Raw genomic sequence first — 25,206 nt, forward strand, 5'->3', positions numbered from 1 at the left:
TTGTTGGTCGTGATCACATAAATAGCCTGGTTTACCGATAACCCGCAGGTGATATGAGCGCTTTTATTGTATCGCCATCACATTATTTTTTATTGCTCATATTTAGCGCGTTTCCGCGTGACACATTTCACACTTATCCAACCATTCCCCGCCTATAAAACGCTCAACGACTGATTGTTTTATCACCACGGAGACGCCAATGACCTTTTCTGTGCAGGAAACGCTTTTTTCTTTACTGCGGCTAAACGGGATTTCAGGACATGAAAGCAGTATTGCAAACGTTATGCAGCATGCGTTTGAACAGCAGGCCAAAGACGTCTGGCGGGATCGCCTGGGCAATGTTGTCGCCCGTTATGGCAGCGACAAATCTGACGCTCTTCGCCTGATGATTTTTGCGCATATGGATGAAGTGGGTTTTATGGTACGCAAGATCGAACCCTCCGGTTTTTTACGTTTTGAACGCGTGGGCGGCCCGGCGCAAATTACCATGCCCGGTTCGGTCGTGACGCTTGCCGGACGTTCAGGCGATATCATGGGCTGTATCGGTATTAAAGCGTATCACTTCGCGAAGGGTGACGAGCGCACCCAGCCTCCCGCGCTCGATAAACTCTGGATTGATATCGGCGCGAAAGATAAAGCGGATGCCGAACGAATGGGTATTCAGGTGGGGACGCCAGTAACCCTTTACAACCCGCCGCACTGTCTGGGCAACGATCTGGTATGCAGTAAGGCGCTGGACGACAGGCTGGGGTGTACGGCGCTACTGGGCGTCGCCGAGGCCCTCGCCTCCACACCGCTCGATATCGCGGTATTCCTGGTCGCGTCGGTGCAGGAAGAGTTCAATATTCGCGGTATTGTTCCCGTTTTACGACGCGTGCGCCCCGACCTGGCGATTGGTATTGATATCACCCCATCCTGCGACACGCCTGACCTGCAGGATTACTCGGATGTGCGGGTCAACCACGGCGTCGGCATCACCTGTCTGAACTATCACGGACGCGGTACGCTGGCGGGACTGATTACGCCACCGCGTTTGCTGCGGATGCTGGAGACCACCGCGCACGAAAATAATATTCCCGTACAGCGAGAAGTCGCGCCAGGCGTCATCACCGAAACAGGCTTCATACAGGTTGAACTGGACGGCATTCCCTGCGCCAGCCTTTCTATTCCCTGCCGCTATACCCACTCGCCAGCCGAAGTCGCCAGCCTGCGCGACCTGGCTGATTGTATTCATTTACTGACTGCGCTGGCCAAAATGTCGCCAGAACAGTTTCCCATTGAGCCTGAAACAGGCGCTACACAAGAGGCACGACCATGATGAAAAAGATCCTTGTGGCATGTGGTACCGGCATGTCGACATCAACCATGATTGCACAAAAACTGCAGGACTTTCTCGCGGAGCAAGGCATTGCGGCAACCACGGCGCAATGTTGTCTGAATGAGATCCCGTTGAACTGTAACGGTATGGATCTCATCGTAACGTCCATGCGTACGCACAGTGACTATGGCATCCCGACGCTCAATGGCGCCGCCCTGCTGACAGGCATCAACGACGACGCATTAAAACAAGAAATCAAGGCGCTGTTAACACAATAAAGGGGGCATTATGTTTGATTACATCCTGTCTCTCGGCGGCACCGTATTTGTGCCCATCATTATGATTATCATCGGCTTAATCTTTCGTATTCCCTGGCTGCAGGCGGTGAAAGCTGGGGTGACGGTCGGCATCGGTTTTGTCGGTATGGGGCTGGTGATTGTCATGGCGATCGACAGTCTCAGTCCGCCGATAAAAGTGATGATTGAGCGTTTTGGCCTGACGCTGCATGTCTTTGACGTCGGCGCCGGACCCGCATCCGGCGTCGGCTATGCGACGGCCATCGGCGCGATGATCATTCCCGTTATCTTTCTGCTCAACGTCGGTATGCTGGTGACTCGCCTGACCAAAACCATGAACGTTGATATTTATAACTACTGGCACTACGCCATTACCGGAACGGTCGTCCAGTTGATGACCGGCAGTCTGATTTATGGCGTACTGGGCGCGATTTGCCATGCCGCCTTGTCGTTGAAAATGGCCGACTGGACGGCGAAACGGGTACAGAACATTGTCGGTCTGGAAGGGATCTCAATCCCGCAGGGGTATGGCTCCAGCTCCGTGCCGTTATTCGTATTGCTGGATGCGATATACGAAAAAATCCCGCTTATGAAAGGACGCAATATTGACGCTCAGGAGATCCAAAAACGGTATGGGATGGTCGGCGACCCGGTGATCATTGGCGTTGTTCTCGGGCTGATCTTCGGACTTGCCGCAGGTGAAGGCTTTAAAGGGTGCGCAACCTTAATGATTACCGTGGCGGCGATTATGGTGCTGTTTCCGCGCATGATCCGCCTTATCGTTGAGGGATTAATGCCTATCTCCGACGGCGCGCGTAAATTCTTCCAGAAACACTTTAAAGGGCGCGAAGTCTTTATCGGTCTGGATACCGCAGTGACGTTAGGCCACCCGACCACTATCGCGGTCGGACTGCTGTTAATTCCCATCATGTTAATTCTGGCAAGCATTCTGCCGGGCAATAAAGTCCTGCCGCTGGCTGATTTACCGGTCGCGCCGTTTTTTATCTGCATGGCCACGGTTATTCATCGCGGCGATCTGATTCGTACTTTGCTCAGCGGCATCATTGTCATGATTACCGTTTTGCTGATCGCCACCCAGTTCGCGCCGTACTTTACCGATATGGCGCTCAAAGGCGGCTTTAGTTTCGCCGCTGAAAACGCGCAAATTACCGCGCTGTCGGTAGGGAATATGTTTGGCTGGTCAATATCTGAACTGATGTCGCTGGGCATTATTGGCGTGGTTATTGTGGTCGGCATCGTCGCCAGCATCGTACTTATCTTACGTAAACGTGAACTACCGGAATAAGGAGCAACCCAGAATGAGTTGGCTAAAAGAGGTAATAGGAACGGAAAAAGCCGTTATCGCCATGTGCCATTTACGGGCACTACCGGGCGATCCCGGGTTCGATACAGAGAAAGGCATGAACTGGGTGATTGACCGCGCCCATGACGATTTAATGGCGCTACAAAACGGCGGTGTGGATGCGGTGATGTTCTCCAACGAATTTAGTTTGCCTTATTTAACGAAAGTCAGACCGGAAACGACTGCCGCTATGGCAAGAATTATCGGTCAGTTAATGAGTGAAATTCGCGTACCGTTTGGGGTAAACGTGTTGTGGGACCCTGTGGCCTCTTTTGATTTGGCGATGGCGACCAACGCAAAATTTATTCGTGAAATTTTCACCGGCGCTTACGCCAGCGATTTTGGCGTCTGGGATACTAATGTCGGCGAAACCATTCGCCATCAGCATCGCATCGGCGCAGGCCACGTGAAAACGCTGTTTAACATCGTTCCGGAAGCGGCGGTGTATCTGGGAAACCGGGATGTCTGCTCAATTGCGAAATCGACCGTATTTAATAATAACCCCGATGCCCTGTGCGTCTCTGGCCTGACGGCAGGCGCACGTACCGATAGCGCCATACTGAAGCGGGTAAAAGAGACCGTCCCTGCCACGGTAGTGCTGGCGAATACCGGAGTTTGTCTGGAAAACGTCGAGGAGCAGCTCAGCATTGCCGACGGATGCGTAACGGCAACCACGTTTAAAAAAGACGGCGTCTTCGCCAACTTTGTCGACCAGGCGCGCGTGGCGAAGTTTATGGAGAAAGTACGCCATATCCGACAATAAAATGGGGATAAGCAAAACGCTTATCCCCTGCAGAGAGCGATAACCCTTCTGCCGATCTCCGTCGCCTTCGCCAAAAGACACGCCGGAGATCGGTTTCAGAGTAACCCGAACCGGCAAGGAGTCAACGATCGATGATTAATGATGTTAAGTGGGTTCAGGCGCAACGCCATGCCAACGACTGGCGACACGCGCTGGATATCGCCGTTCGTCCGCTGATTACCTTCGGCGCGGCGGCCCCCTGCTACCTGGACGGTATTATTGAGAACACCCTTAAATGGGGGCCATATTATCTTATCGCGCCGGGGATTGCGCTGCCCCATGCCAGACCGGAACAAGGCGCCAACCATAATCAAATGAGCGTCACTACGCTATCAACGCCGGTCGCTTTCGGCAATGCGGATTGCGATCCCATCTGGCTGTTGCTTTGCGCCAGCGCCACGGACGCTGAAGCACATATTCGCACCATTCAACGCATCAGCCAGTGGCTCGACTCGCCGGGAAGTGTCGCGTTGCTGCAAGATGCGCCAAATGATGCAGCGCTTTTCGCGCAATTAACCGCATTGCGCTGATGGAGGTTCCGATGATCCTGCACCCTTCGCTGGCCTCCGCCGATCCGCTGCGCTATGCCGAGGCGTTGACCGCTTTACACGATGCGCCCCTCGGCTCGCTGCATCTGGATATCGAAGATACCAGTTTCATCAACAATATTACCTTCGGTATGAAAACCATTCAGGCAGTCGCACAATACACTCGCCATCCGCTCTCATTTCACCTGATGGTCTCATCACCGCAACGCTGGCTACCCTGGCTTGCAGCTATCCGCCCCGGCTGGATTTTCATTCATGCCGAAAGCGTGCAAAACCCCTCGGAGATTCTGGCGGATATTCGCGCTATCGGGGCGAAAGCAGGACTGGCGCTTAACCCGGCAACGCCGCTATTGCCCTATCGTTATCTGGCATTGCAACTGGATGCGCTGATGATCATGACCAGCGAACCCGACGGGCGCGGGCAACAATTTATCGCCACGATGTGTGAAAAAGTTAGCCAGAGCAGAGAGCATTTCCCTGCTGCGGAATGCTGGGCGGACGGCGGAATTACGCTTCGCGCCGCACGGCTACTTGCCGCCGCAGGTGCACAGCATCTGGTGATTGGCCGGGCGTTGTTCACGACGGCGAATCATAACGTGACGTTGTCACAATTCACCGCGCTATAAAGGAGTCATATGTTGATGAGCCAACAGCGCCCCGACCGTATCAAACAGATGTTGCATTATCTTTGGCAACACCGGCACCTCTCAACACAGCAAGCTATTGAGCTTTTTGGCTATGCTGAGGCAACCGTGCGCCGGGATTTTCACTATATTGCCAGCCGTTATCCCGGTATGGTTCGCGGCCATGGTTGTATTGACTTCGACGACAGTACGGAAGATAAAGAATATGTTTTCGACGTTAAGCGAACGTTACAAAGCGAGGCGAAACGCGAAATCGCCGCCCTCGCCCGCACGTTCATCAAGGATGGAGACTGCTTTTTTCTCGACTCCGGCTCCACCTGTCTGGAACTGGCAAAATGTCTGGTCGACGCCAAAGTAAAAGTCATTTGCAATGACATCAAAATCGCTAATGAGCTAGGTGGCTTCCCACACGTAGAGAGCTACATTATTGGCGGGCTGATTCGCCCCGGTTACTTTTCGGTTGGCGAGAGTCTGGCGCTGGAGATGATTAACGCCTTTGCCGTTGAACGCGCTTTTATCTCCTGCGATGCGCTGTCGTTAGAAACGGGCATCACCAACGCTACCATGTTTGAAGTGGGCGTAAAAACGCGCATTATTCAGCGCTCACGCGAGGTCATATTGATGGCCGATCACTCAAAGTTTGACACTGTGGAACCCCATGCGGTTGCGACGCTGTCCTGTATTACCACCATTCTTAGCGACAGTGCGCTCCCGTCTGCTATCGCCCGACGTTATCAGCAAGCGGGATGCCGTCTCATCATGTCAGACCTCTCATCAGGAGCGCGTTAATGGACATCAGGCAAATGAACAAAACCCATCTGGAGCACTGGCGCGGATTGCGAAAACAGCTCTGGCCTGGTCACCCGGATGACGCCCATCTGGCGGATGGCGAAGAAATCCTGCAAGCCGATCATCTGGCGTCATTTATTGCGATGGCAGACGGGGTGGCGATTGGCTTTGCGGATGCCTCAATCCGCCACGATTATGTCAATGGCTGTGACAGTTCGCCCGTGGCTTTCCTTGAAGGTATCTTTGTTCTCCCCTCATTCCGTCAACGCGGCGTAGCGAAACAATTGATTGCAGCGGTGCAACGATGGGGAACGAATAAAGGGTGTCGGGAAATGGCCTCTGATACCACGCCGGAAAATACAATTTCCCAGAAAGTTCACCAGGCGTTAGGATTTGAGGAAACAGAGCGCGTCATTTTCTACCGGAAGCGTTGTTGAGGAAAATCACACAGGAAAAGGTCGGGTATAGTACCCGACCTTTATATTACTGGGGCAGCTCTTTTTCAGTTAACAAGCGTGTCGTTTTCACTTGTTCAATATTCCTGGCACCACCCAACATCATGTTAATTGTCAGCTCTTTGTTTAGCTGTTCAATCACCGATGCCACACCCTGAGCGCCGCCAAGATTAAGACCGTATAATACAGGCCGGCCAACCGCCACAATATCCGCCCCGCTGGCTAACGCCTTGAATACGTGCGAACCACGGCGTACTCCGCTGTCAAAAATAACAGGCACTCGCTTGTTGACGACTTTTGCAATCGCAGGAAGCATATCGAATGAGGATGGCCCGCTGTCTAATTGACGCCCACCATGATTAGAAACCCATATTCCTGCGGCCCCGGCCTGGATAGCAATTTCAGCATCCTCCGGCGACTGAATGCCTTTTACAATAACCGGCAGACCGGAAACACGATGTACATAGGCAATATCCTCCGGCGTAAAGGCTTGTTTAGCCTGCGCGTAAATTTCACTTATCCCTGCCCCTTTGCCGGTTTTTGAACCATCGTCATTTTTTCTGGCGAACATTTCCAGGTTTGCAAAACCCAGCGGGAACTGGAAGTTATTTTTAATATCTTCTTCCCGATAACCACCGACAGGCGAATCTACGGTCAGAATAATCGCTTTAGCGCCATGTTTTACCGCTTGTGCAAGAATAAATTCGTTAAATTGATTATTCTTACTCATATAAAGCTGGAAGAAGAACGGGTTTTTCCCGGAAACGTTAGCCACCTCTTCGATGGTCTTGTTACCATAGGTGCTCAACGAGAAAATCGAACCGACCTGCGCCATGCCTTTCGCCGTCGCCAACTCTCCGGAGGCGTGGGCCAGGCCCTGCGCCGCCATCGGTGCCTGGATTATAGGCGTTTTAAGCGGAATACCCAGTAGCTGCGTTGATAAATCGATCTCTTTTAACTCAATGCCCTGTAATACGCGCGGCATAATATATTTTTTGTCAAAGCTTTCGGTGTTGCTGCGAAGGTTATTCTCATCTTCGGCTCCACCGCGAATATAACCAAATGCCCCTTTCCCCATTCTGGCCTGAACGCGCGCTTCCAGCGAGGCGACGTTCGTCATTTTTATTGCTTTTTCGTCCGTGCTGGCTTTGTACTCTTCAGCATAAGCCAGGCCTGATGTTGCCAACATTGCCAGCGAGGCCACTACCCGAATGAGGTGATGAGTTTTCATCATAATCCCCTTTATTGCTTAACCGCTTCTGCCTGGATTTTTATATCGACAACTTTCGTCATCCCCATATCGACCAGATAATCTACACCCCACTGGGTGCGATCTATTTGCGTGACAAAATCACCACCGCAAACCTGCGCCTTGAATATCGGGCTCATATAACAGCCAAAATTCGTGGTGGTTAAGGTGACGGGCTTAGTTACCCCCTTCATTGTTAACAAACCGTCAATAGAAACCGGTTTATTATCTGCAAAATGCCATTTTGTCGATTCAAATACCATTACTGGATATTTTTCCGCATCCAGAATATCGCTACTGCGGATATGTTTATCAAACGCATCCACCCCGGTATTTAAGGCGCTCACAGGAATCGTCACGCGCATCTCTGCGACTTGCTTTTCCGGCTGATATTTCAGTTCGCCGCTAATGGCATAAAATCCGCCGTGATTGGTTGAGGTCTGAAAATGATCGATATTAAATACCGCATTGGTATGCGTATTATCAAATTTATATACATCTGCATGAGCAGTACTTAATAAACCCAGAGACAGGACAGCACCAAGAAGACTCTTTTTCATTATATTCACTTTATATCTTAAATAAGGTGAAGCTATCTTAATGTTCCCTGTCCGCAGGATCGAGAGGGATAAACAGGAAGGACTGTTGCAAAAATGGAACGATAGAAAGGCCGTGTCACAAAATAGCGGATCACGAGTGAGTTTATGTCAGGGCAATTTCCGGGACCTGTACCGCCTTTGTGGCGGTACAGAAGGTAAACTGACTAACGCATGATACGATCGTCGACATAACGACGCTTATCCGGCGCGGGTGGGAAGTACTGATACAGCCAGGTTTCGCTGATAGCCTCCCCCTGGCAACGCAGGAACATACGCATATCCACCGGTGCCGTAGAATCCGAGGTCGGATACCAGTCAAACTGGATACGATAACCGTCGAAAGGCTCAACGTAGAGGATCTCAATCTGCTTCGCCTCACCGCTGGAGAGCGTAATCACCGGCTCAATGCCTTTTGGCGCGGCCGCTTTCAGATCGCCGCCGACAAAATCAATAGCAAAACGGCGCGCCCATTTATCCGGGTAATGTTCGCCCGGCGCCCAGCCTTCGGGAAAACCGCCCATCCCTGTACGGGTCGCCATAACCCGCGCAAGCGGCGATTGCACCGGCGGCTGCGCGCTCCAGTACAAACGATAATTGAACGCCAGCGTATCCCCGGCTTTGATCGCTTTTTCCGGCTGCCAGAAACAGACCACATTATCCAGAGTTTCGCCAGTAGTTGGGATCTCCATCAGGCTAACCGCGCCTTTCCCCCACTTACTGCGCGGCTCCACCCACAGGCTCGGACGTTTGTTGTACCAGCCCATGACATCCTGATAATGCGAGAAATCGCGATCGAGTTGCAGCAAGCCGAACCCTTTCGGGTTGTCGTCCATATATGCATTGAACTGCAATTTCTGCGGATTATTCAGTGGGCGGCAAATCCACTCGCCGTTACCCCGCCACATCGCCAGCCGATCGGAATCGTGAATTTGCGGATGAATGGTGTCGCATACCCGGCGTTCATTATTCCCGCAACTAAACATACTGGTCATCGGCGCAATGCCGAGTTGCTTAATGTCTTTACGGACGTAGAGATGGTTTTCTACGTCCATGATCACCTGCGACTTTTCACAATGGATGACAAACTTATACGCGCCCGTCACACTGGCACTATCCAGCAGAGCGTAAACAGTAAACGTGGTATCACCCGGCTTCGCGGTGTCAAACCAGAATGCGGTGAAGTCGGGGAACTCTTCCTGACCGTCAGTATAGGTATCTATCGCCAGCCCGCGAGCCGACAGGCCATACTGATAAGTATCATCTACCGCCCGGAAATAACTGGCGCCCAGAAAGGAGACAATATCGCGCCGCGCCAGTTCCGGCGCTTTAAAGACACGGAAACCGGCGAAACCGAGATCGCTCTGCCCTTCCAGTTGCGTTGTGTCAACGCCGGCATCATTGTATTTAAACAGTTCCGGGCGAAAATGAATCTCACGAGCAAGATGAGTTGTCGTATCAACGGAAAACATGCGCACGCGACGACGAAACCCCATCCCTACGTGGAAAAACTGAATATCGAGCTGCCGATTGGCAACATTGTTCCAGAGCGAATGCGCCGCGTCATACTGGATACTGTTATAGGCCTGCGGCGTCAGATTGGCGAGCGTATCCGGCAACGGTCTCGGCGCACCATGCCAGGGTTTCTTCGCTAACGCCTGGGCCATTGTTTGCAGACCAGCAAAATCAAAACGGACAGTTTTACCATCCGCAATATCGGATTCCGCGGCAAACGCCGCCTGAGAAAAGAGTGAAGCAATACCGCTGGAACCGCACACGGCGGCCATTGCCATTGAACCTTTAATAAATCGTCTACGATTCATACCTGAAAATGAGTCCTTCTGGTCTTGTGAATGGTCCCGCGCTGGTTTTTTTCAGCAGCAAGAGCGTGCCCGTTTCTGACCGCTCACTCTAGACAAAATTCATTAATAATCCAATTGTTGGTCGCCTGGAAACTGCGCAAAAGCGTAAATATTTTATGTCGATAAGAACCGACCGAATCGGATGTAAACCTCACGCGGCATTCTTCAGGTTATGAAAAGTTTACTCCAGACTAACATGATGTTTCATGACACGCTTAAACAGCGCCAGACGCGCACGCATAAAGCGGTTTTCCACTTTAAAACCGGCAAGCTTGTTCAGTCCAATCCGCAACAAACGATCTCGCCCCCGAATGCTGGCGGGCCAGCGAACCGGGCCGTGCAGCACATCACGCGTGCGGCTGGCATGACGAGCGAAATTCACCCAGTAATCCGCCACCTGCGAGGCAAAGGCCAGGTCATTCTCATTCACATAATGGCATGTGGGCTCAGCCCGCGTTAACGTATCGAACACATACGGTATTTCATTGCCATGACAGGCGCCATTAGCATAGGTGTTATGCTCCGCTTCGGCGACATAATCAAACCAGTAACGCCAGCACGGTTCGCCGATCCGCTGCTGCGCTTGCATGACGACATAACCCAACGTGGTAAATACCATATCCCGACAGACCTGCCGCCCTAGCGCTTCGTCGCCTTTCACACCAGGATAAAGCAGCCGGATTAACCCCAGTCCAACACGCCGCTCACGGCGCATTTTTTGAATTTGACCGGCAATATCAACGCCAAAAACCGCCAATACGCTGGCTTCATCGCTGTTCGAGCCGATCATCACCGGTATCGGATGCTGTTTAGCCGCAAAGAAGGTTTCCAGCATCGGCTGCGGCAATACGACGTCGCCGGAAATCGGCGTCGGAGCAATTTTAAAGGGCGCGTCCAGCGGCCAAAACGTCTCTGCTGGTAAAGCGCGTAGCTGTTCAGCTGTGGCATTGGCTAAGCCAACATGTTCCGCCAGCGCAACACCCTTTTTAAGCGCCACCTCGCGGGGCGTATCCGGCAGCGTATAACCACTCTGAATAATCGCTTTATGAAAAAGCCCCTTAGCCAACGGCGAAGCCATCAACGACAGCACGCTGCGGGCGCCAGCGGACTCGCCAAATAGCGTCACATTCTGCGTATCGCCGCCAAACGCGGCAATATTGTCCTGCACCCAACGCAGCGCGGCGATTTGATCGAGTAAAGCGAAATTATGAATACACTCCGCCTCTTCGCCTTCCAGCGCCGGATGCGCGAAAAAGCCCAGATGGCCAAGCCGATAATTGACCGTCACCACGATCGCGCCGCGCTTCGCCAGCGCATGACCGTCATAGGGCGGCAGACTACCCGCGCCAATGGTGTAACCGCCGCCGTGTAGCCAGACCATGACCGGCAACAGTTTATGACGTACGGCGGGAGCCCAGACATTCAGATAGAGACAATCTTCAGAAAAATTTCCCGGATCGCCGCCGCCAAGTTCGCGACACCAGGTAATGTCCTGCCAACTGGCGCAGGAGAAACAATCCGCCTGGCGCACATCCTGCCAGGACGTAACAGGCTGCGGCGCACGCCAGCGTAGCTCCCCTATTGGCGGCGCGGCATAGGGTATACCGCGCCAGATATGGATTTCTTCCTGTACGACGCCCACGATTTTACCGTGACGCGTTTGCACCAACGGGATGGAGGGATTCAACATAACGCCTTCCTTTTTACAGCATCCTCACAGCCTGTGAAGCTTACCGTTTTTAAAGCAGACCGCAACGGCGTTTACTGCGTTCTTCCGCTTCCTGATATAACGAAAACTCATCCAGTACCGAACATCCCAGCGCCTGTTCAAAGGCATCCTGGCTGGCATTACCGTGGCTTCTGGCCTGCGTTTCATTTCCCAGATTCGACTGGAAAATGCCGGCAGCGCTGACCGGGAGAAAATCTTCATAGGTAATCGGCTGCGCGATCACCCAACCACGCTCGATATGCGGCTGCGGATCGTCACCAGGATGAATCGCCTGACGATGCGCCTCACCGGAAGGCGTTAAGCGATAGCGGAACCAGGCAAGCCCCTGCTGACGGAGCAGAAATTCGCTATCCGGAAAGGCGTTAAAGACCTCCTGTAAATGGAGTTGATGCGTGAAGTTATCCTTACCCGTTTCTGCCTTTTGCAACAATTCGTCATATAACCGACGACCTTTTGGCGTCAGAGCGACGCCGCGTTGCTCAATTTCGCCGAAGCGCGCCGTGTGTGTACCCTGTTTTTCACCAACGAAGAGCACCTGCTCTTCCAGGGCTTTGAAACTGGTTTGCCGCAACAGAATGGGCACTTCGCGGCGAGGCGGACCTTCGATAAGAATTTTAGGCGTAATGCCGCACTCCGGCATCATTGCCTGTACCCGGTCGATATCCAGAGTACGTGGCGTCAGATGGTTAATGTGACATCCTGGAAAACAGACCACGTCGGCAATTAACCGATGTTCACGATGCAGGGCGCGGTACGTTTCTTCATCAACAGTAGCCTGACGATGCCAGCGAAAAGTCTCCAGCGTTTCACGGACGAATTCTTCGGCCTGGGCAGTACTGAAACCGCCCTGCTCGTCGTACTCATCCAGCAATTGTCGGCAGCGCGACGTAAAAATATCCCGCTGCGATAAGATTTCCGCCGCCCGCTGGCGTAATGCCGCATCTTCAATGAGTTCCAGGCGTAATAGCGAAGTGAACACGCGGAAGGGATTACGCGAAAGCGAAGCGTCGTCAATGGGACGAAATGCCGTGGAGTGCACCGGTACGCCCGCCTGAGAGAGATCGTAATAGCTCACCGGGTACATCCCCATGATAGCGAATATCCGACGCAAGGTAGAAAGTTCTTCTGCGGTGCCAACACGAATAGCGCCATGTCGTTCCACGTTCAACCGCGCCAGTTCATCGGCATTAGCCAACTGCTCATGCAATTTGGGATTATTTTCCAGCACCGCCAGATTCACGTCAGCGACAAGTTCCAGTAACGTACCGTACTGCGGAACTTCCTGCTGGTACATTGCCGACATTGCCTGCGAAAAGTGTTCCCGAATCTCATCTGCCGTGATGGTGTTCGCCATAATGTCATGCCTCCAGTGAATGTTACCTGGAGTGTAGAAAACCTCATCCATTCCGGGGAGAAGAATTTACAAACTGTGATCCCGCCTGAATTCATTGTGTGGAACGGATTGACACACGCTGGCGTATCCCCGATCAGAGCGCGGCTTAGCACGCTTAACGGCAGTTGAATCATCAGCAAAATAAAACAGTTGTAACTTTAAATGGTAAAATGTTAATAATATTTTGCTATCAAGTTATCAAAAACAAACAACTTTACTTGTCACCCGCATGGCTCTGTTTTTAACATCGCTTATGGAAAAAAATGGTCTGTTTAGTCAGCGCATTCGGTTGCGCCACCTTCATACGTTTGTCGCCGTTGCGCAACAGGGAACTCTGGGGCGCGCGGCTGAAACCCTTAACCTGAGCCAGCCAGCCCTTTCTAAGACGCTGAACGAACTGGAGCAACTCACCGGAACCCGTCTGTTTGAACGCGGGCGACTGGGCGCGCAATTAACGGTTCCTGGCGAACAATTTTTAACCCATGCGGTAAAAGTATTAGATGCGTTGAATACTGCCGGGCAGGCGCTGAATCGCAAAGAGGATGCCAGCGCCGATGTGGTGCGTATTGGCGCGCTCCCCACCGCTGCGCTGGGTATTCTCCCGGCGGTAATTGGGCGGTTCCATCAACAGCAAAAATCGACCTCGTTACAGGTCGCCACCATGAACAATACGATGTTGCTTGCTGGTCTCAAGTCAGGCGAGATCGATCTGGGTATTGGCCGCATGTCAGACCCGGAATTAATGAGCGGCTTAAATTACGAACTGCTGTTTTTAGAATCGCTTAAATTAGTGGTACGCCCCGGCCATCCCCTGTTACAGGAGACGATCACGCTCAGCCGGGTTATGGAATGGCCGGTAGTCGTCTCGCCAAAAGGCACGGTGCCGCGCCAGAATGCGGAAGCCCTGTTGCAAAGCCAGGGATGTAAAATGCCTGCAGGGTGTATCGAAACGCTATCCGCATCGTTATCACGACAACTGACCGTAGATTACGATTACGTCTGGTTCGTCCCCTCTGGCGCGGTTAAAGAAGATCTTCGCCAGGCGACGCTGGTCTCATTACCCGTGCCGACCCAGAGCGCAGGCGAGCCCATAGGTATTCTTACACGAGTTGATATCCCGCTTTCAACCGGGGCGCAAACGCTGATTGCGGCGATCCGTAAATCGATGCCGCTGTGATGGCGGCCGCCGGATAATAAACGCGCCCGCGGCTAAAATAGCCCGATGGCGCGACGCTTATTAAAGGAAGGATGAACGCATTGTCGCGCCAGTATCCTGTAAACGAAACGCATCAACGGCTTGCGTCAAGCGGGCGGCCTGTTCTTCAAGCGAAGCCGCCGCCGCTGACGCCTCTTCTACCAGCGACGCGTTTTGCTGCGTGACCTTGTCCATCTCAGAAATCGCCTGACTGACCTGGACAATGCCGCGACTTTGTTCATCAGAAGCTGCAGCGATATCAAGCATGATATCAGTGACGCGTTTTACGGCATCCACAATCTCATTCATGGTGCTCCCCGCAGCGACAACCTCTTCAGAACCTAGTTCAATCAGACTAACCGATTCGCCGATCAAGCCTTCAATCTCTTTTGCCGCCTGCGCGCTGCGACTGGCGAGGGTACGAACTTCACTGGCGACCACCGCAAACCCGCGTCCTTGTTCTCCGGCACGCGCGGCCTCGACCGCCGCGTTCAGCGCCAGAATGTTAGTCTGGAAGGCGATACTGTTAATGACGGCGGTAATTTCCGAGATTTTTTTCGAGCTGGTGGAGATATTTCCCATCGTTTGCACGACCCCGGAAACCATCTGGCCTCCACGACTGGCTTTACCGGAGGCGTCTTCCGCCAGTTTGCTGGCGTGATGCGCATTATCCGCATTCTGTTTAACGGTTGCCGTAAACTGTTCCATACTGGCCGCGGTCTGTTCAATGGCGGCAGCCTGCTGTTCAGTGCGAGAAGATAAATCCGTGTTACCGGCGGTAATTTCGCTGGTGCCGCGATAAATTTCCTCCGCCCCCTGACGCACCGTCCCTACCGTTTGCTGCAACGCATGCTGCATCTGCTGAAGATGACAACTCAGGCGACCAATTTCACTGCGTCCTGCGGGCTCGTCGGCCATGGTCAGATCGCCCGCCGCAATGCGTTCGATACGTGACGCGGCCTGCTGTAACGGCCGTATTACCGTACGACGCAGCACCCTAAAGGTCATTAACGTCAATACCAGCGCCAACGTAAACGCGCCAATCATAAACATCATACCAAGCCGGCTACGTTGGTAAGCCTGCTCGCTAAGCAGCCTCGCCCGCTCGGTGCGCAGTTCAATAGCTTTCAACAGGACATGGTTATATGCCGCATCCAGTTGTTTTGCCTGCTCGTTTTCATGATTAATGATCGCTTCGAACATGCCATTTTTGGCAAATTTCAGCATCGGTTGTAGACCGTTGATATAGGCGTTGTAGCGGGTGTTTAACTCATTATCCAACGCTTCATCGGCTGGTGTTTTCACCGCTCTGGACATATAAGCGTTAAAACCGTCCTGAGACTGCGCGATCCGAGTTTCCGCGGCGGCAATATTGGCTTTCATTTCATCCATTTCGGCAATCCGGCTCGCCGCGCCAGCGTGGATCATATTGATACGTGCGGTACGTAAGTGGTTAGCGCTGTTGGATAATCCCATCCGTACCTGAATCTCGTCCGTTACATCACGCTGATCGCGATCGGCCTGTAACAGAAAATAGCCAGCCAGCCCGGCACTCAAAGCAAAAAGAAGAAGGATGCCACCGAGAATGGAGGAAAACAGCGGAACCAGCCGAATGTGATGCAGGAAGCCCAGTTTATGCGAGGCTTGCATCGAGAATGTGTTGCCCATGACCGTTGACTCTCTTGTAGGTTTAATGCGTAAAAACACGCCCGTTAGATAGTCATCGGCACTTCATGACGTTTGCTTATCGCGAAAAGCATCGCCTTCGTCACATTTTCACAACATTCATTCCAGAAAATTCAGATAAGCGCCAGCGGATTTTCCGCTGGCGGATGAATCAGTTATCACCAAAGTGGATAACGGTACGGATAGATTTGCCCTGATGCATCAGTTCAAAGGCATTGTTAATCTGCTCCAGCGGCAGACGGTGAGTAATAAAAGGATCTAAACGGATTTTACCGTTCATCGCATCTTCTACCATCCCTGGCAGCTGCGTGCGCCCTTTCACGCCGCCAAAGGCGGAGCCACGCCAGACGCGACCTGTCACTAGCTGGAAGGGACGGGTTTTAATTTCCTGTCCTGCGCCCGCTACGCCAATAATAATGCTTTCCCCCCAGCCTTTATGACAACATTCCAGCGCTGCTCGCATCACGTTAACGTTGCCGATACATTCAAAACTAAAGTCCACGCCGCCATCAGTAAGTTCAACAATAACGTCCTGGATCGGTTTATCATGATCATTCGGGTTAATAAAGTCTGTCGCCCCCATTTCGCCCGCCAGCGTAAATTTGTCCGGATTCGTATCAACAGCTAAAATACGCCCTGCTTTAGCCTGAACCGCGCCCTGAATGACCGCCAGCCCAATACCGCCTAAACCAAAAACGGCAACGGTATCGCCGGCTTTCACTTTAGCGGTGTTATGTACGGCGCCAATACCGGTCGTCACGCCGCAGCCCAGCAGACACACTTTATCCAGCGGCGCCTGCGGGTTCACTTTCGCCAGAGAAATTTCCGCGCAAACGGTATATTCGCTGAACGTACTGGTTCCCATATAGTGATAAACCGGTTCGCCGTTATAAGAAAAACGGGTGGTGCCATCCGGCATTAGTCCTTTTCCCTGAGTGGCGCGTACGGCCTGGCAAAGGTTGGTTTTACCGGATTTACAGAACTTACACTCGCCGCATTCCGCCGTATACAGTGGAATAACATGGTCGCCAGGTTTCAGACTGGTTACCCCCTCGCCGACCCCGACTACCACGCCGCCGCCTTCGTGACCCAGGACTGCCGGGAATACGCCTTCCGGATCATCGCCAGAAAGGGTAAATGCATCGGTATGGCAAACGCCTGTATGGGTGATTTTGACCAGAACTTCACCTTTTTTCGGCGGCGCAACGTCAATCTCGACAATTTTTAGTGGCTGACCGGGACCAAAAGCAACTGCTGCACGTGATTTCATATGTCTCTTCCTGTTACGGTGAGGGAAATTGTTATTTTAGATAAGCGCGAAGGAGATGGCCGATTTCCGCCATCCGAACAGCGCGCTGATCTGGCGTGGTTTCCCCGCTGACCAGCTCATCTTTCAGGTGGATTTCAACCATTTCACTCATCAGGCCATTAGACGCGCCGCGCACGGCGGCAATCTGTTGCAAAATCGCCAGACAAGGCTCGCCGGACTCAAGCGCCCGCTCCAGCGCTTCGACCTGCCCGCGAATACGACGAACACGGGTAAGAATACGTTTTTTATCTTCAGGTGAATGCGGCATACGCCCTCCGTATACTATAGGGGGGTATACTATCAATTTTTTTATGTAATTGTAAAATAAAAGATAATATAAAAATCAATATGTTATAACTTATTGACAAATATCTTAAAAATCAGTTCACCTTCAGCGCAATCCAGCACGCGAGGAACTTTTTCAGGCCGCAGAAAATAAACGCCAAAGTTTCTTTTTAATGATGTGATGCCCGGCTGGCGTACACAGTTAATGCCGGGTGAAATCAGCTCTGTTTTCCAGAAGGGAATACGATCAGGATTTGAAAGGGAAATTCGATTTGACAACACATTTTTTTATTTACGCACCAGTCGGCAATGAATGACGGTTATTACCTGTAATAAAGGATACCGCAACAGTAAGGATGACGTGGTCACTATTTAACAGGTGATATTATGAAAGACGTTAAGGATATATTTTTAAAATACGTTATTAAGCATAAATCCACTCTGGTGGCTTGTGCTAACAGAATACATACAAGATTGGACTCAGATTACTTTCAGATCAAACAGTCGAAAAAATGTAACTCTACCACTATCGGTCACTTTTACTTCACGATATCCCGGTGTGCGCGTTATACATTTTTTTCGCAGAAAACCCGAGCTTTATTGCCAGCCAGATGGGTCATGCAAACGCGCCGTGTACGGGGCGTGGATGGCTGACAGCAGTTCTGACCAGATCGCAACGTTAAATCAGAAGCTGTCCGGTTTTGCCCCATCGATGCCCCATAGCTACCAGGACAGTATGAGATGATGATCAAAATCAGCAAGTTAGTACCTGATACCCGTCATGTTCAGTGAGTGGAAGACGCTTTCCGCACACGCCTTGTCATAACAACAGCCTTTCGCGCTCAGGGGGCGTTGTCTGACGCTGCTGTTCTGCGTCAGGCATAGAGCTGAGATCCGTAAAGATTGATCTCACGGGCGGCAGCAGCCGTTCGATCACAGTGCTTCCCCTAATCTCTTCTGTAGGAAGCCCTGGAATCAGCTCATGCCCTCCCCCGGACAATCCGTTTATTAAAGTCTAACTTTTACCAACGCAATTTCATAAGAGAGCCCATCTTCTGGCCTAAAGATAATAAATCTGTTATTATTTTTAGTAAACGACTTCGACAAAACAAAACTATCATGATATCTGGCCAATACGTAGTACCAGCCGCCATCATATAATATCATTTCGTATTCTTTCTTTAATTGCGGCTTATAAATCCCAACAAAAAAAGAAAACATCCAAAAGTATATAATAAACCCCACCATAATTATGGTAAAACAATGTCTTCGCACCCAACTTAGTTGAGTAAAACAAATTACTGGTAGCAGTTTACTGTAAAACCGCATACCCACCGATAAACATAGGGCCACCAGTAAAACGATAAAAAAAAGCTCCCACAAAAATGACTTTCTTAAGATAGAGAACTCAATAACAATTGGAATAAAGAACAAAACCGCAGCTAAAAAAAGACGTAGAAAGCTAAGATCATTAATGTGTGCTTTTCGCTTTACTACAAAAAACAATAAAATACCAATCCCCCATGCCACTATAAATATAGCCATCAGGCTAATAGCGTGGAATAAACTTCGAGCAATGTTGTCGGGACCAACGCCTACATACCACCATGGGAAACCATAGTATGCGGAGACTCCCCACCCATAAAAATAGGCGCTTCCCCATCCCAAACCACCTAAATAGGCCAAAAGCATCGAAGAGTTTTTAATGATCGAATCATCACTCATTATAGTTAACCCACTTTAAAATATTGACTATAAAAATAGAGTTTAAAAATCACCTAAAAACAACAAGTTAGCAATAACAGGCGAATGCTAAGCCTATAAACGGCTCGCCATTCCTGAGTATCAAGCCAGCTCGTGCTCACGCCAGGGCACTAAAATCAAAAATGCATACTTTTTTAAATATTTTCCTTAACCAGGCTCACACTCAATAATGATAGCAATCAGATAATATGCACCTGACATTAACATCAGGTTGTTGATGATATATTTACTTTCATAAAAAATAATACGCACTGAATATATTTTTCTTTATTAACTGTAACCATCTGCCAGACCAACTCAATTAGTAAGAAAGCAATAAGCGTCGAGCTAAGATCTTGTAAAATTTATGGCTACATAGAGCTCTCAGCAATTCAATATACAGTATTCACCTGATTACTTTTTTTACTCATATTTGCTAACTAATGTTTTTGCTAAAGTATTTTATCTAATCTTAGTATAGAATAAGGAGGACACAATGCCATTCAGTGTTGGACAGGGTTATTTCAAATCTTCTATCAGCGCTGAAAAATTTGGCGCTATAAAAGAGAGTTCACGCCTTCCGGAAATGAATTTGTGGGAAAAAATAAAAGCATATTTCTTCTCCACATACCATGCAGAGGCACTCGAATGTATCTTTCAACTTTACCACTATCAGGAGCTTAATTTAACAGCGGTACAGGTTCGCGGAGCATACATCAAGCTCCGTGAATTAGCCTCTCAGGGATGTAAGGAACAGTTTATTATAGAATCACAGGAGCATGCCGATGAATTGATTATTAAGGATGATAACGGTATGATTCTTTTATCTATTGAGGTTGAATGTCATCCGGAAGCCTTTGGTCTTGCCAAAGAAATCAATAAATTATACCCGAAGGAAAAAAATATTTCTTTGGGCGATATTACCAGATTTGTGATTTTTGGGGACAGTTTATCTGACTCGATGGGGCGTATGTTTAAAAAAACACATCATATCTTACCTTCCTATGGTCAATACTATGGAGGAAGGTTCACTAATGGATTTACCTGGCCTGAGTTTTTATCATCCCCTCTATTTTTAAGTAAGGAGATGATTAATTTTGCCGAAGGAGGAAGTACATCGGCAAGCTATTCATGCTTTAATTGCATAGGCGACTTTGTATCAAATACGGACAGGCAAGTTGCATCTTACTCCCCTTCCCACCAGGACCTGGTCATATTTCTATTGGGCCCCAACGACTATATGACACTACACAAAGATAATGTAGCAGAGATTGTTGAGCAACAAATTGATGATATTGAAAAAGTAATTTCCGGCGGAGTTAATAATGTTCTGGTTATGGGAATTCCAAATTTGTCTGCGACACCTTATGGCAAACATTCTGATGACAAAAGAAAACTTAAGGATGATAGTATCGCTCACAATGCCCTGCTAAAAAATTATGTTGAAGAATTAAAAGAAAAATATCCACAGCATAAGATATGTTATTTTGAGACCACCGATGCATTTAAGCAGATAACCGATGTGGCTAATGGTATTGGTTATGATACGGAAAATCCTTTTACTCACCATGGCTATGTGCATATTCCTGGAACTAAAGATCCCCGACTAGATATATGTCCGCAATACGTTTTTAATGACTATGTCCATCCAACCCAGGAGGTTCATCATTGTTTTGCCATAATGCTAGAAAGTTTTATAGTTAATCATTATTCTAACGAATAAAATAAATATTTCATCTGCTACTGTATGCCATGCGTGAAACGTTGTTCAATGTCATAACACCAGTAGCACGAGAATAGGATGTTATCTTTGCTGGCGATTGGTCACATAATAGCCTGTGTTCAGTAAGACAAAAATGGATAGAGTTGATAAATCGCCGCTATAACTGAAATACTCACTATCACACTGACGATGAAATATGTTTTGAATGGCTGCTTTTGCGTTTTATGACGGAAAAGTTGTTGGCCAACAATAGCACCAGGCCACCCACCGATAACTCCAAAAACCAGCAAAGTGGATTCCGGCACTCTGCGCCAGGCCTTACGTGCCGCCATTTTGTCCATACCGTAGATCATCAGCGTCATCACGTTGGCGAGCAGAAACCACATCACGATGGGATGCGATGTAAAAATGCTTCCGACCACGGCGGAGATCAGGAGTAAATAACAAAAGCGGTTGAGATACATATCATTGGTCATGGCAATTATTAGGGGTATCGAAACCCATTATACGCAATACATATGCTATGTAGAATTTTCTTTTCACTCAGACCATGAGTCATTGAGGGTTCATTTTAATTACCATGATAATAATAAGACGATTAATGGATTGTGAAGGCGATTAAAATGGTTGAAACCAGCAAAAATGTTACTGTCTTAACCGTTGGCAAGATAACTTAATGAAAAAGCATCTATATTGCCATTTATATCCTGGAGGGAGTTTCAACTCTGGATTTATTAATCGCATGTATGTTTACATAAGATATACAATGTTAATTTAAGAATTTTATACCCACAACAGTATATATTCAGAAGTTTCTGAATGAAAATTATTATCGATTAAAACAAATTAACGTTTTGATAATCATAACAACATAGACTGGTATCTTACTTTGGTTTCGCTTGCTGATATGATAAATAATTTATACTCTTACAGATATAGATAGCGGGCAAATCAATCCAGCTCAAAAAATGTATTTGACAGGCAAAGATAAGTCTTTATATTGGCCGAGGATAGAGTGATAAGATGATAATTAGAGACATTAAAGATACCGTCACTAAAGTACTTATCGGCTTATCATGTAAATATGTATACGTAAATGGAGCATAAACTATGTCCAGTGTGCTAATGTCGATGGTATCTTTATCACAGATTTTCTGTGTTCATATCCAATTGATATATCATAGTATATTTACCTCTTCCTCTTTGATTATTACCATCATTCCTCCTGATTAAATTAGTTATCATCAGTTTAGTCATAAGCAATGAAATACATAACGTTGTGTACTTTACGCCTACAAATGTCAGGCTCGCTCCCTAATACTTAATTTATAATACGTATTACCTTACTACAGGAGAATAGATAGCATGTTATACAAAAAATTCATCTTATCAATGATAGTGTTGGGAATAATGTCATCTTCAGCTTTTGCTGATAGCGTCGTTGAAGGGAAAACACTCAACGTCGCAGTATCACCGGCTTCTCCCCCCATGTTATTTAAAAACGCTGATGGCAAATTACAGGGGATAGATCTGGAGCTTTTTTCGTCTTACTGTCAGTCACGGCATTGTAAGCTAAACATCACCGAATATGCCTGGGATGGAATGCTTGGCGCAGTAGCAAGTGGTCAGGCAGATGTAGCATTTTCGGGAATTTCAATCACTGATAAACGAAAGAAAGTTATTGATTTTTCTGATCCTTATTACATCAACTCTTTTTATCTGGTCAGTATGGCCAATCATAAAATAACCCTCAATAACTTGCATGAATTAAATAAGTATTCTATTGGATACCCTCGCGGAATGGCTTACTCCGACATTATCAAAAACGATCTGGAGCCCAAAGGATACTACTCGTTAAGTAAAGTAAAATTGTATCCAACATATAATGAGACGGTGGCTGATTTAAAAAATGGTAATCTTGATCTGGCATTCATAGAGGAGCCGGTTTATTTTACCCTCAAAAACAAGCAAAAGATGCCGATAGAAAGTCGTTATGTTTTCAAGAATGTTGATCAACTTGGCATTGCCTTTAAGAAAGGTTCTCCAGTACGCGATGATTTTAACTTATGGCTTAAAGAACAGGGGCCACAAAAAATATCTGGCATTGTCGACAAATGGATGAAATAGTAAGCTATGTCATCAAGTAACATATTGACTACCTTTTATTTCTTACTGGAAGGAATTGGTAATACGCTGCTTGTAACATTCACATGTTTTTTCTCAGCGTTTTTTACCGGGCTTACAGTCGCCGTATTACGGCGACTATCCCCCCTCCCATTACAGAAGATACTCGACATACTGGTGTTTACTGTTCGGGGAATTCCTATACTTATTGCTGTTTTTCTTGTTTATTTTGGATTGCCATCGATTGGTATATATGTTTCGCCCCTGTTGGCTATGAATCTCAGCGTCGGCTTAATCAGCGGGAGTTACCTTGCAGAGGTGTTTAGAGGGGCCCTTAAATTAGTTGAGCCATTTGAAATTACGGCAGCGAAAGTAGCCGGATTGAGTCGGTTACAGATTATAATAAACATTGAACTACCACAGATGCTGCGCTTTTCCGTACCTGGCATTATCAATGAATTTTCTTCTGTATTAAAAGCGACGCCCTTTGCTTATACCGTGGGTATTTCTGAGATAACGAAGCAGGCAATGTCTTTGACAGCCATCACTCTGAACGGGTTACAGATATATACTCTTGCTGCGCTCTTATATTTCATTATTTATAAAATTTTTGTTCTTCTGGCTGGATTCTTTGCGAAAAAGTATCGCATTAGTTGAAGCAAAAAAAATAGAGGTGATATACATGGCTTTAATAGAACTAAAAAAAATAAGCAAAGAGTACTCAGGAAAAAAGGTTCTTGATACGGTTAGCCTGAAAATTGAACCTGGAGAAATGAAAGTTATTATGGGGCCATCCGGATGTGGAAAAACCACGCTTTTACGCTGTCTGGTTCGACTGGAAAACCCTGATTATGGTAATATTTACTTTCACGGAAGGAATGTTTATGACAAAGAATTTAATATTCTTGAGTTCAGAAAAAAAGTCGGTTGTGTCTTCCAGAACTACGCTTTATATCGTCATCTTAATGTCATAGATAATATTACCCTTGCCCTATGCAAAGTGTTTGATATGCCCGGACAGCTAGCCCGGGAGAAAGCCTTACATGAGCTACAAAAACTTGACATGGCCTCACATAGCGCGAAATATCCTTCGCAGTTATCAGGCGGACAACAACAGCGTGTGGCCCTGGTCCGCACAATGGTCACCGACCCCGAACTCATTATTTTCGATGAGCCGACGTCTGCACTTGATCCGCTCATGACTCGTGAGGTCGGGATGTTGATCAAACAACTTCATGACAATGGCGTCACGATATTATGCGTCACCCATGATATTCGTCTCGCCAGGTTATTAAGCAATGACGTAACGTTTCTTAATCATGGTAAAATTCGGGCTGAAGGCGCTTTTTCCGATCTTGCCTCACGAGAAACAGATCCGGATATTCACTGTTTTTTTAGCGAGGCACAACTATGATCGCTGGCTGGTCTCTCTTCTTTAATGACCTGGCTGAACAGCTTCCACTTGTTGTGGACGGTATTAAAGAAACCTGTAAACTTGCTCTGATCGTTTCCATCACTGGATTTTTGTGGGGAATTATCATTTTTTTTCTGAGCCTTAGCCATCGACCAGCGGTAAAAGCCATAACTCTGATGTACATGGATTTCTTTATCGGTACGCCACTCATTCTTATTTTGTTTGTTATCTATTATGGTTTACCTCAATTTGGCATTCACCTGTCCTCTTTTACCGTAGCAGTAACAGGGTTTACCCTAAATGTCGGCGCATATAATGCCGCGTATATGACAACTGCCTATAACGCATTGAATAAATATGAAATTGAGGCGGCAATCGTTCAGGGTTTTAACAAACGGCAGGTCTTTTTGTGGATTATACTGCCTCAGGTACTGCTGTCTTCCATTCCAGCCTTAACTAATCAGGTGATTAATAATCTTAAAGACAGCACCATCGTTTTTCTTATCCAATATACAGAATTTTTCGCGCGAATTCAGGAAGTTGCTGCAACTAACTTTAAATTCTTCCATGCTTACCTTTTTGCTGCCGTAGTGTATCTTACAGGCGTTACCTTTATTGTCAGTTTAACCCGATTTTTGGAACGTAGATTGCTTCGCCATTACGCTCAGGATTACTGAGTTGAA

At 48.3% G+C, this 25,206-nt stretch carries 24 protein-coding genes and 2 pseudogenes; 15 read left to right on the forward strand and 11 right to left on the reverse strand.

Features of this window, described 5'->3' with window-relative positions; genetic code table 11:
- Positions 1-199: 199 nt before the first annotated feature.
- The 8 genes from F4V72_RS05970 (at position 200) to aac(6') (ending at position 6,197) form a co-directional block, all read left to right on the forward strand.
- Positions 200-1,318, forward strand: a complete 1,119-nt coding sequence (locus tag F4V72_RS05970) for a M42 family metallopeptidase (RefSeq protein WP_070801254.1) — start codon at positions 200-202, stop codon at positions 1,316-1,318.
- On the forward strand, positions 1,315-1,596 hold the full coding sequence (gene sgcB / locus F4V72_RS05975; RefSeq protein ID WP_000976132.1) for a PTS sugar transporter subunit IIB SgcB: 282 nt from the start codon (positions 1,315-1,317) through the stop codon (positions 1,594-1,596). The genes F4V72_RS05970 and sgcB overlap by 4 nt, the downstream gene beginning before the upstream one ends.
- 10 nt (positions 1,597-1,606) lie before the next feature.
- Positions 1,607-2,920 (forward strand): PTS sugar transporter subunit IIC SgcC, encoded by a 1,314-nt coding sequence (gene sgcC / locus F4V72_RS05980; protein WP_053509738.1) that lies wholly within the window; start codon positions 1,607-1,609, stop codon positions 2,918-2,920.
- Positions 2,921-2,933: 13 nt separating this feature from the next.
- Positions 2,934-3,740, forward strand: a complete 807-nt coding sequence (gene sgcQ / locus F4V72_RS05985) for a BtpA family protein SgcQ (protein ID WP_136058286.1) — start codon at positions 2,934-2,936, stop codon at positions 3,738-3,740.
- A gap of 131 nt (positions 3,741-3,871) precedes the next feature.
- The gene (gene sgcA, locus F4V72_RS05990) at positions 3,872-4,309 is read left to right on the forward strand and encodes an SgcA family PTS sugar transporter subunit IIA (protein ID WP_000606451.1); all 438 of its coding nucleotides are present in this window, start codon (positions 3,872-3,874) and stop codon (positions 4,307-4,309) included.
- Positions 4,310-4,320: 11 nt separating this feature from the next.
- Positions 4,321-4,953: a ribulose-phosphate 3 epimerase family protein gene (locus F4V72_RS05995; RefSeq protein WP_053529048.1), complete on the forward strand. Its 633-nt coding sequence runs from the start codon at positions 4,321-4,323 to the stop codon at positions 4,951-4,953.
- A 15-nt stretch (positions 4,954-4,968) separates the two neighbouring features.
- Positions 4,969-5,760, forward strand: coding sequence for a DeoR/GlpR family DNA-binding transcription regulator (locus F4V72_RS06000; RefSeq protein ID WP_063390961.1), 792 nt, complete (start codon positions 4,969-4,971; stop codon positions 5,758-5,760).
- A complete protein-coding gene (gene aac(6') / locus F4V72_RS06005) occupies positions 5,760-6,197 on the forward strand; it encodes a cryptic aminoglycoside N-acetyltransferase AAC(6')-Iy/Iaa (RefSeq protein ID WP_000354851.1) in 438 nt (145 codons plus the stop codon). Before F4V72_RS06000 ends, aac(6') begins: the two co-directional genes overlap by 1 nt.
- A 46-nt stretch (positions 6,198-6,243) precedes the next feature.
- On the opposite strand, the gene F4V72_RS06010 is transcribed toward aac(6'), so the two are convergent.
- From F4V72_RS06010 to hglS, 5 genes are all read right to left on the reverse strand, one after another.
- The gene (locus tag F4V72_RS06010) at positions 6,244-7,446 is read right to left on the reverse strand and encodes a lactate oxidase (RefSeq protein WP_079813597.1); all 1,203 of its coding nucleotides are present in this window, start codon (positions 7,444-7,446) and stop codon (positions 6,244-6,246) included.
- 11 nt (positions 7,447-7,457) lie between these two features.
- Positions 7,458-8,033, reverse strand: coding sequence for a YceI family protein (locus tag F4V72_RS06015; RefSeq protein ID WP_136058287.1), 576 nt, complete (start codon positions 8,031-8,033; stop codon positions 7,458-7,460).
- A 194-nt stretch (positions 8,034-8,227) separates the two neighbouring features.
- Positions 8,228-9,883 carry a glucan biosynthesis protein D gene (locus tag F4V72_RS06020; protein WP_136058288.1) on the reverse strand — a complete coding sequence of 552 codons (1,656 nt, stop codon included), beginning with the start codon at positions 9,881-9,883 and terminating at the stop codon, positions 8,228-8,230.
- Positions 9,884-10,103: 220 nt separating this feature from the next.
- The gene (locus F4V72_RS06025) at positions 10,104-11,612 is read right to left on the reverse strand and encodes a carboxylesterase/lipase family protein (RefSeq protein WP_063390476.1); all 1,509 of its coding nucleotides are present in this window, start codon (positions 11,610-11,612) and stop codon (positions 10,104-10,106) included.
- Between the two features lie 49 nt (positions 11,613-11,661).
- Positions 11,662-13,005, reverse strand: a complete 1,344-nt coding sequence (gene hglS, locus F4V72_RS06030; RefSeq protein WP_053509750.1) for a 2-oxoadipate dioxygenase/decarboxylase HglS — start codon at positions 13,003-13,005, stop codon at positions 11,662-11,664.
- A 292-nt stretch (positions 13,006-13,297) separates the two neighbouring features.
- Here hglS and F4V72_RS06035 point away from each other — a divergent pair, with 292 nt between their 5' ends.
- Positions 13,298-14,221, forward strand: a complete 924-nt coding sequence (locus F4V72_RS06035) for a LysR substrate-binding domain-containing protein (protein WP_023249440.1) — start codon at positions 13,298-13,300, stop codon at positions 14,219-14,221.
- Between the two features lie 60 nt (positions 14,222-14,281).
- Here F4V72_RS06035 and F4V72_RS06040 read toward each other — a convergent pair whose 3' ends face one another.
- From F4V72_RS06040 to F4V72_RS24350, 4 genes and pseudogenes are all read right to left on the reverse strand, one after another.
- Positions 14,282-15,907: a methyl-accepting chemotaxis protein gene (locus F4V72_RS06040; RefSeq protein WP_136058289.1), complete on the reverse strand. Its 1,626-nt coding sequence runs from the start codon at positions 15,905-15,907 to the stop codon at positions 14,282-14,284.
- A gap of 169 nt (positions 15,908-16,076) precedes the next feature.
- Positions 16,077-17,195: an S-(hydroxymethyl)glutathione dehydrogenase/class III alcohol dehydrogenase gene (locus F4V72_RS06045; protein WP_023249442.1), complete on the reverse strand. Its 1,119-nt coding sequence runs from the start codon at positions 17,193-17,195 to the stop codon at positions 16,077-16,079.
- 31 nt (positions 17,196-17,226) lie between these two features.
- Positions 17,227-17,502 (reverse strand): metal/formaldehyde-sensitive transcriptional repressor, encoded by a 276-nt coding sequence (locus F4V72_RS06050; protein ID WP_001120770.1) that lies wholly within the window; start codon positions 17,500-17,502, stop codon positions 17,227-17,229.
- Between the two features lie 497 nt (positions 17,503-17,999).
- Positions 18,000-18,107, reverse strand: a pseudogene (locus F4V72_RS24350) (transcriptional regulator); the annotation flags it as partial.
- Between F4V72_RS24350 and F4V72_RS24355 the strand changes: the two are divergent.
- Positions 18,107-18,264 (forward strand): annotated as a pseudogene (locus F4V72_RS24355) (integrase); the annotation flags it as partial. The pseudogenes F4V72_RS24350 and F4V72_RS24355 sit on opposite strands and share 1 nt — an antisense overlap.
- Before the next feature lie 263 nt (positions 18,265-18,527).
- Here F4V72_RS24355 and F4V72_RS06065 read toward each other — a convergent pair.
- Positions 18,528-19,244 (reverse strand): hypothetical protein, encoded by a 717-nt coding sequence (locus F4V72_RS06065; RefSeq protein WP_023249443.1) that lies wholly within the window; start codon positions 19,242-19,244, stop codon positions 18,528-18,530.
- 514 nt (positions 19,245-19,758) lie between these two features.
- Here F4V72_RS06065 and F4V72_RS06070 point away from each other — a divergent pair.
- Positions 19,759-20,985 (forward strand): type III secretion system effector, encoded by a 1,227-nt coding sequence (locus F4V72_RS06070; protein ID WP_023249445.1) that lies wholly within the window; start codon positions 19,759-19,761, stop codon positions 20,983-20,985.
- A 119-nt stretch (positions 20,986-21,104) separates the two neighbouring features.
- Here the strand turns inward: F4V72_RS06070 and F4V72_RS06075 are convergent, their stop codons facing one another.
- A complete protein-coding gene (locus F4V72_RS06075) occupies positions 21,105-21,449 on the reverse strand; it encodes a DUF1294 domain-containing protein (RefSeq protein ID WP_053529097.1) in 345 nt (114 codons plus the stop codon).
- A 901-nt stretch (positions 21,450-22,350) separates the two neighbouring features.
- Between F4V72_RS06075 and F4V72_RS06080 the strand changes: the two genes are divergently transcribed.
- From F4V72_RS06080 to F4V72_RS06095, 4 genes are read left to right on the forward strand one after another with little or no spacing between them, the layout of a single operon-like run.
- A complete protein-coding gene (locus F4V72_RS06080; protein ID WP_053509763.1) occupies positions 22,351-23,112 on the forward strand; it encodes a transporter substrate-binding domain-containing protein in 762 nt (253 codons plus the stop codon).
- A gap of 6 nt (positions 23,113-23,118) precedes the next feature.
- Positions 23,119-23,766 (forward strand): amino acid ABC transporter permease, encoded by a 648-nt coding sequence (locus F4V72_RS06085; RefSeq protein ID WP_023249448.1) that lies wholly within the window; start codon positions 23,119-23,121, stop codon positions 23,764-23,766.
- Between the two features lie 25 nt (positions 23,767-23,791).
- Positions 23,792-24,523, forward strand: coding sequence for an amino acid ABC transporter ATP-binding protein (locus F4V72_RS06090; protein ID WP_023249449.1), 732 nt, complete (start codon positions 23,792-23,794; stop codon positions 24,521-24,523).
- Positions 24,520-25,200: an amino acid ABC transporter permease gene (locus F4V72_RS06095; protein WP_150342434.1), complete on the forward strand. Its 681-nt coding sequence runs from the start codon at positions 24,520-24,522 to the stop codon at positions 25,198-25,200. Before F4V72_RS06090 ends, F4V72_RS06095 begins: the two co-directional genes overlap by 4 nt.
- The last annotated feature ends 6 nt before the right edge of the window (positions 25,201-25,206 follow it).

Source organism: Salmonella enterica subsp. diarizonae (genome assembly GCF_008692785.1).
Taxonomy (GTDB): domain Bacteria; phylum Pseudomonadota; class Gammaproteobacteria; order Enterobacterales; family Enterobacteriaceae; genus Salmonella; species Salmonella diarizonae.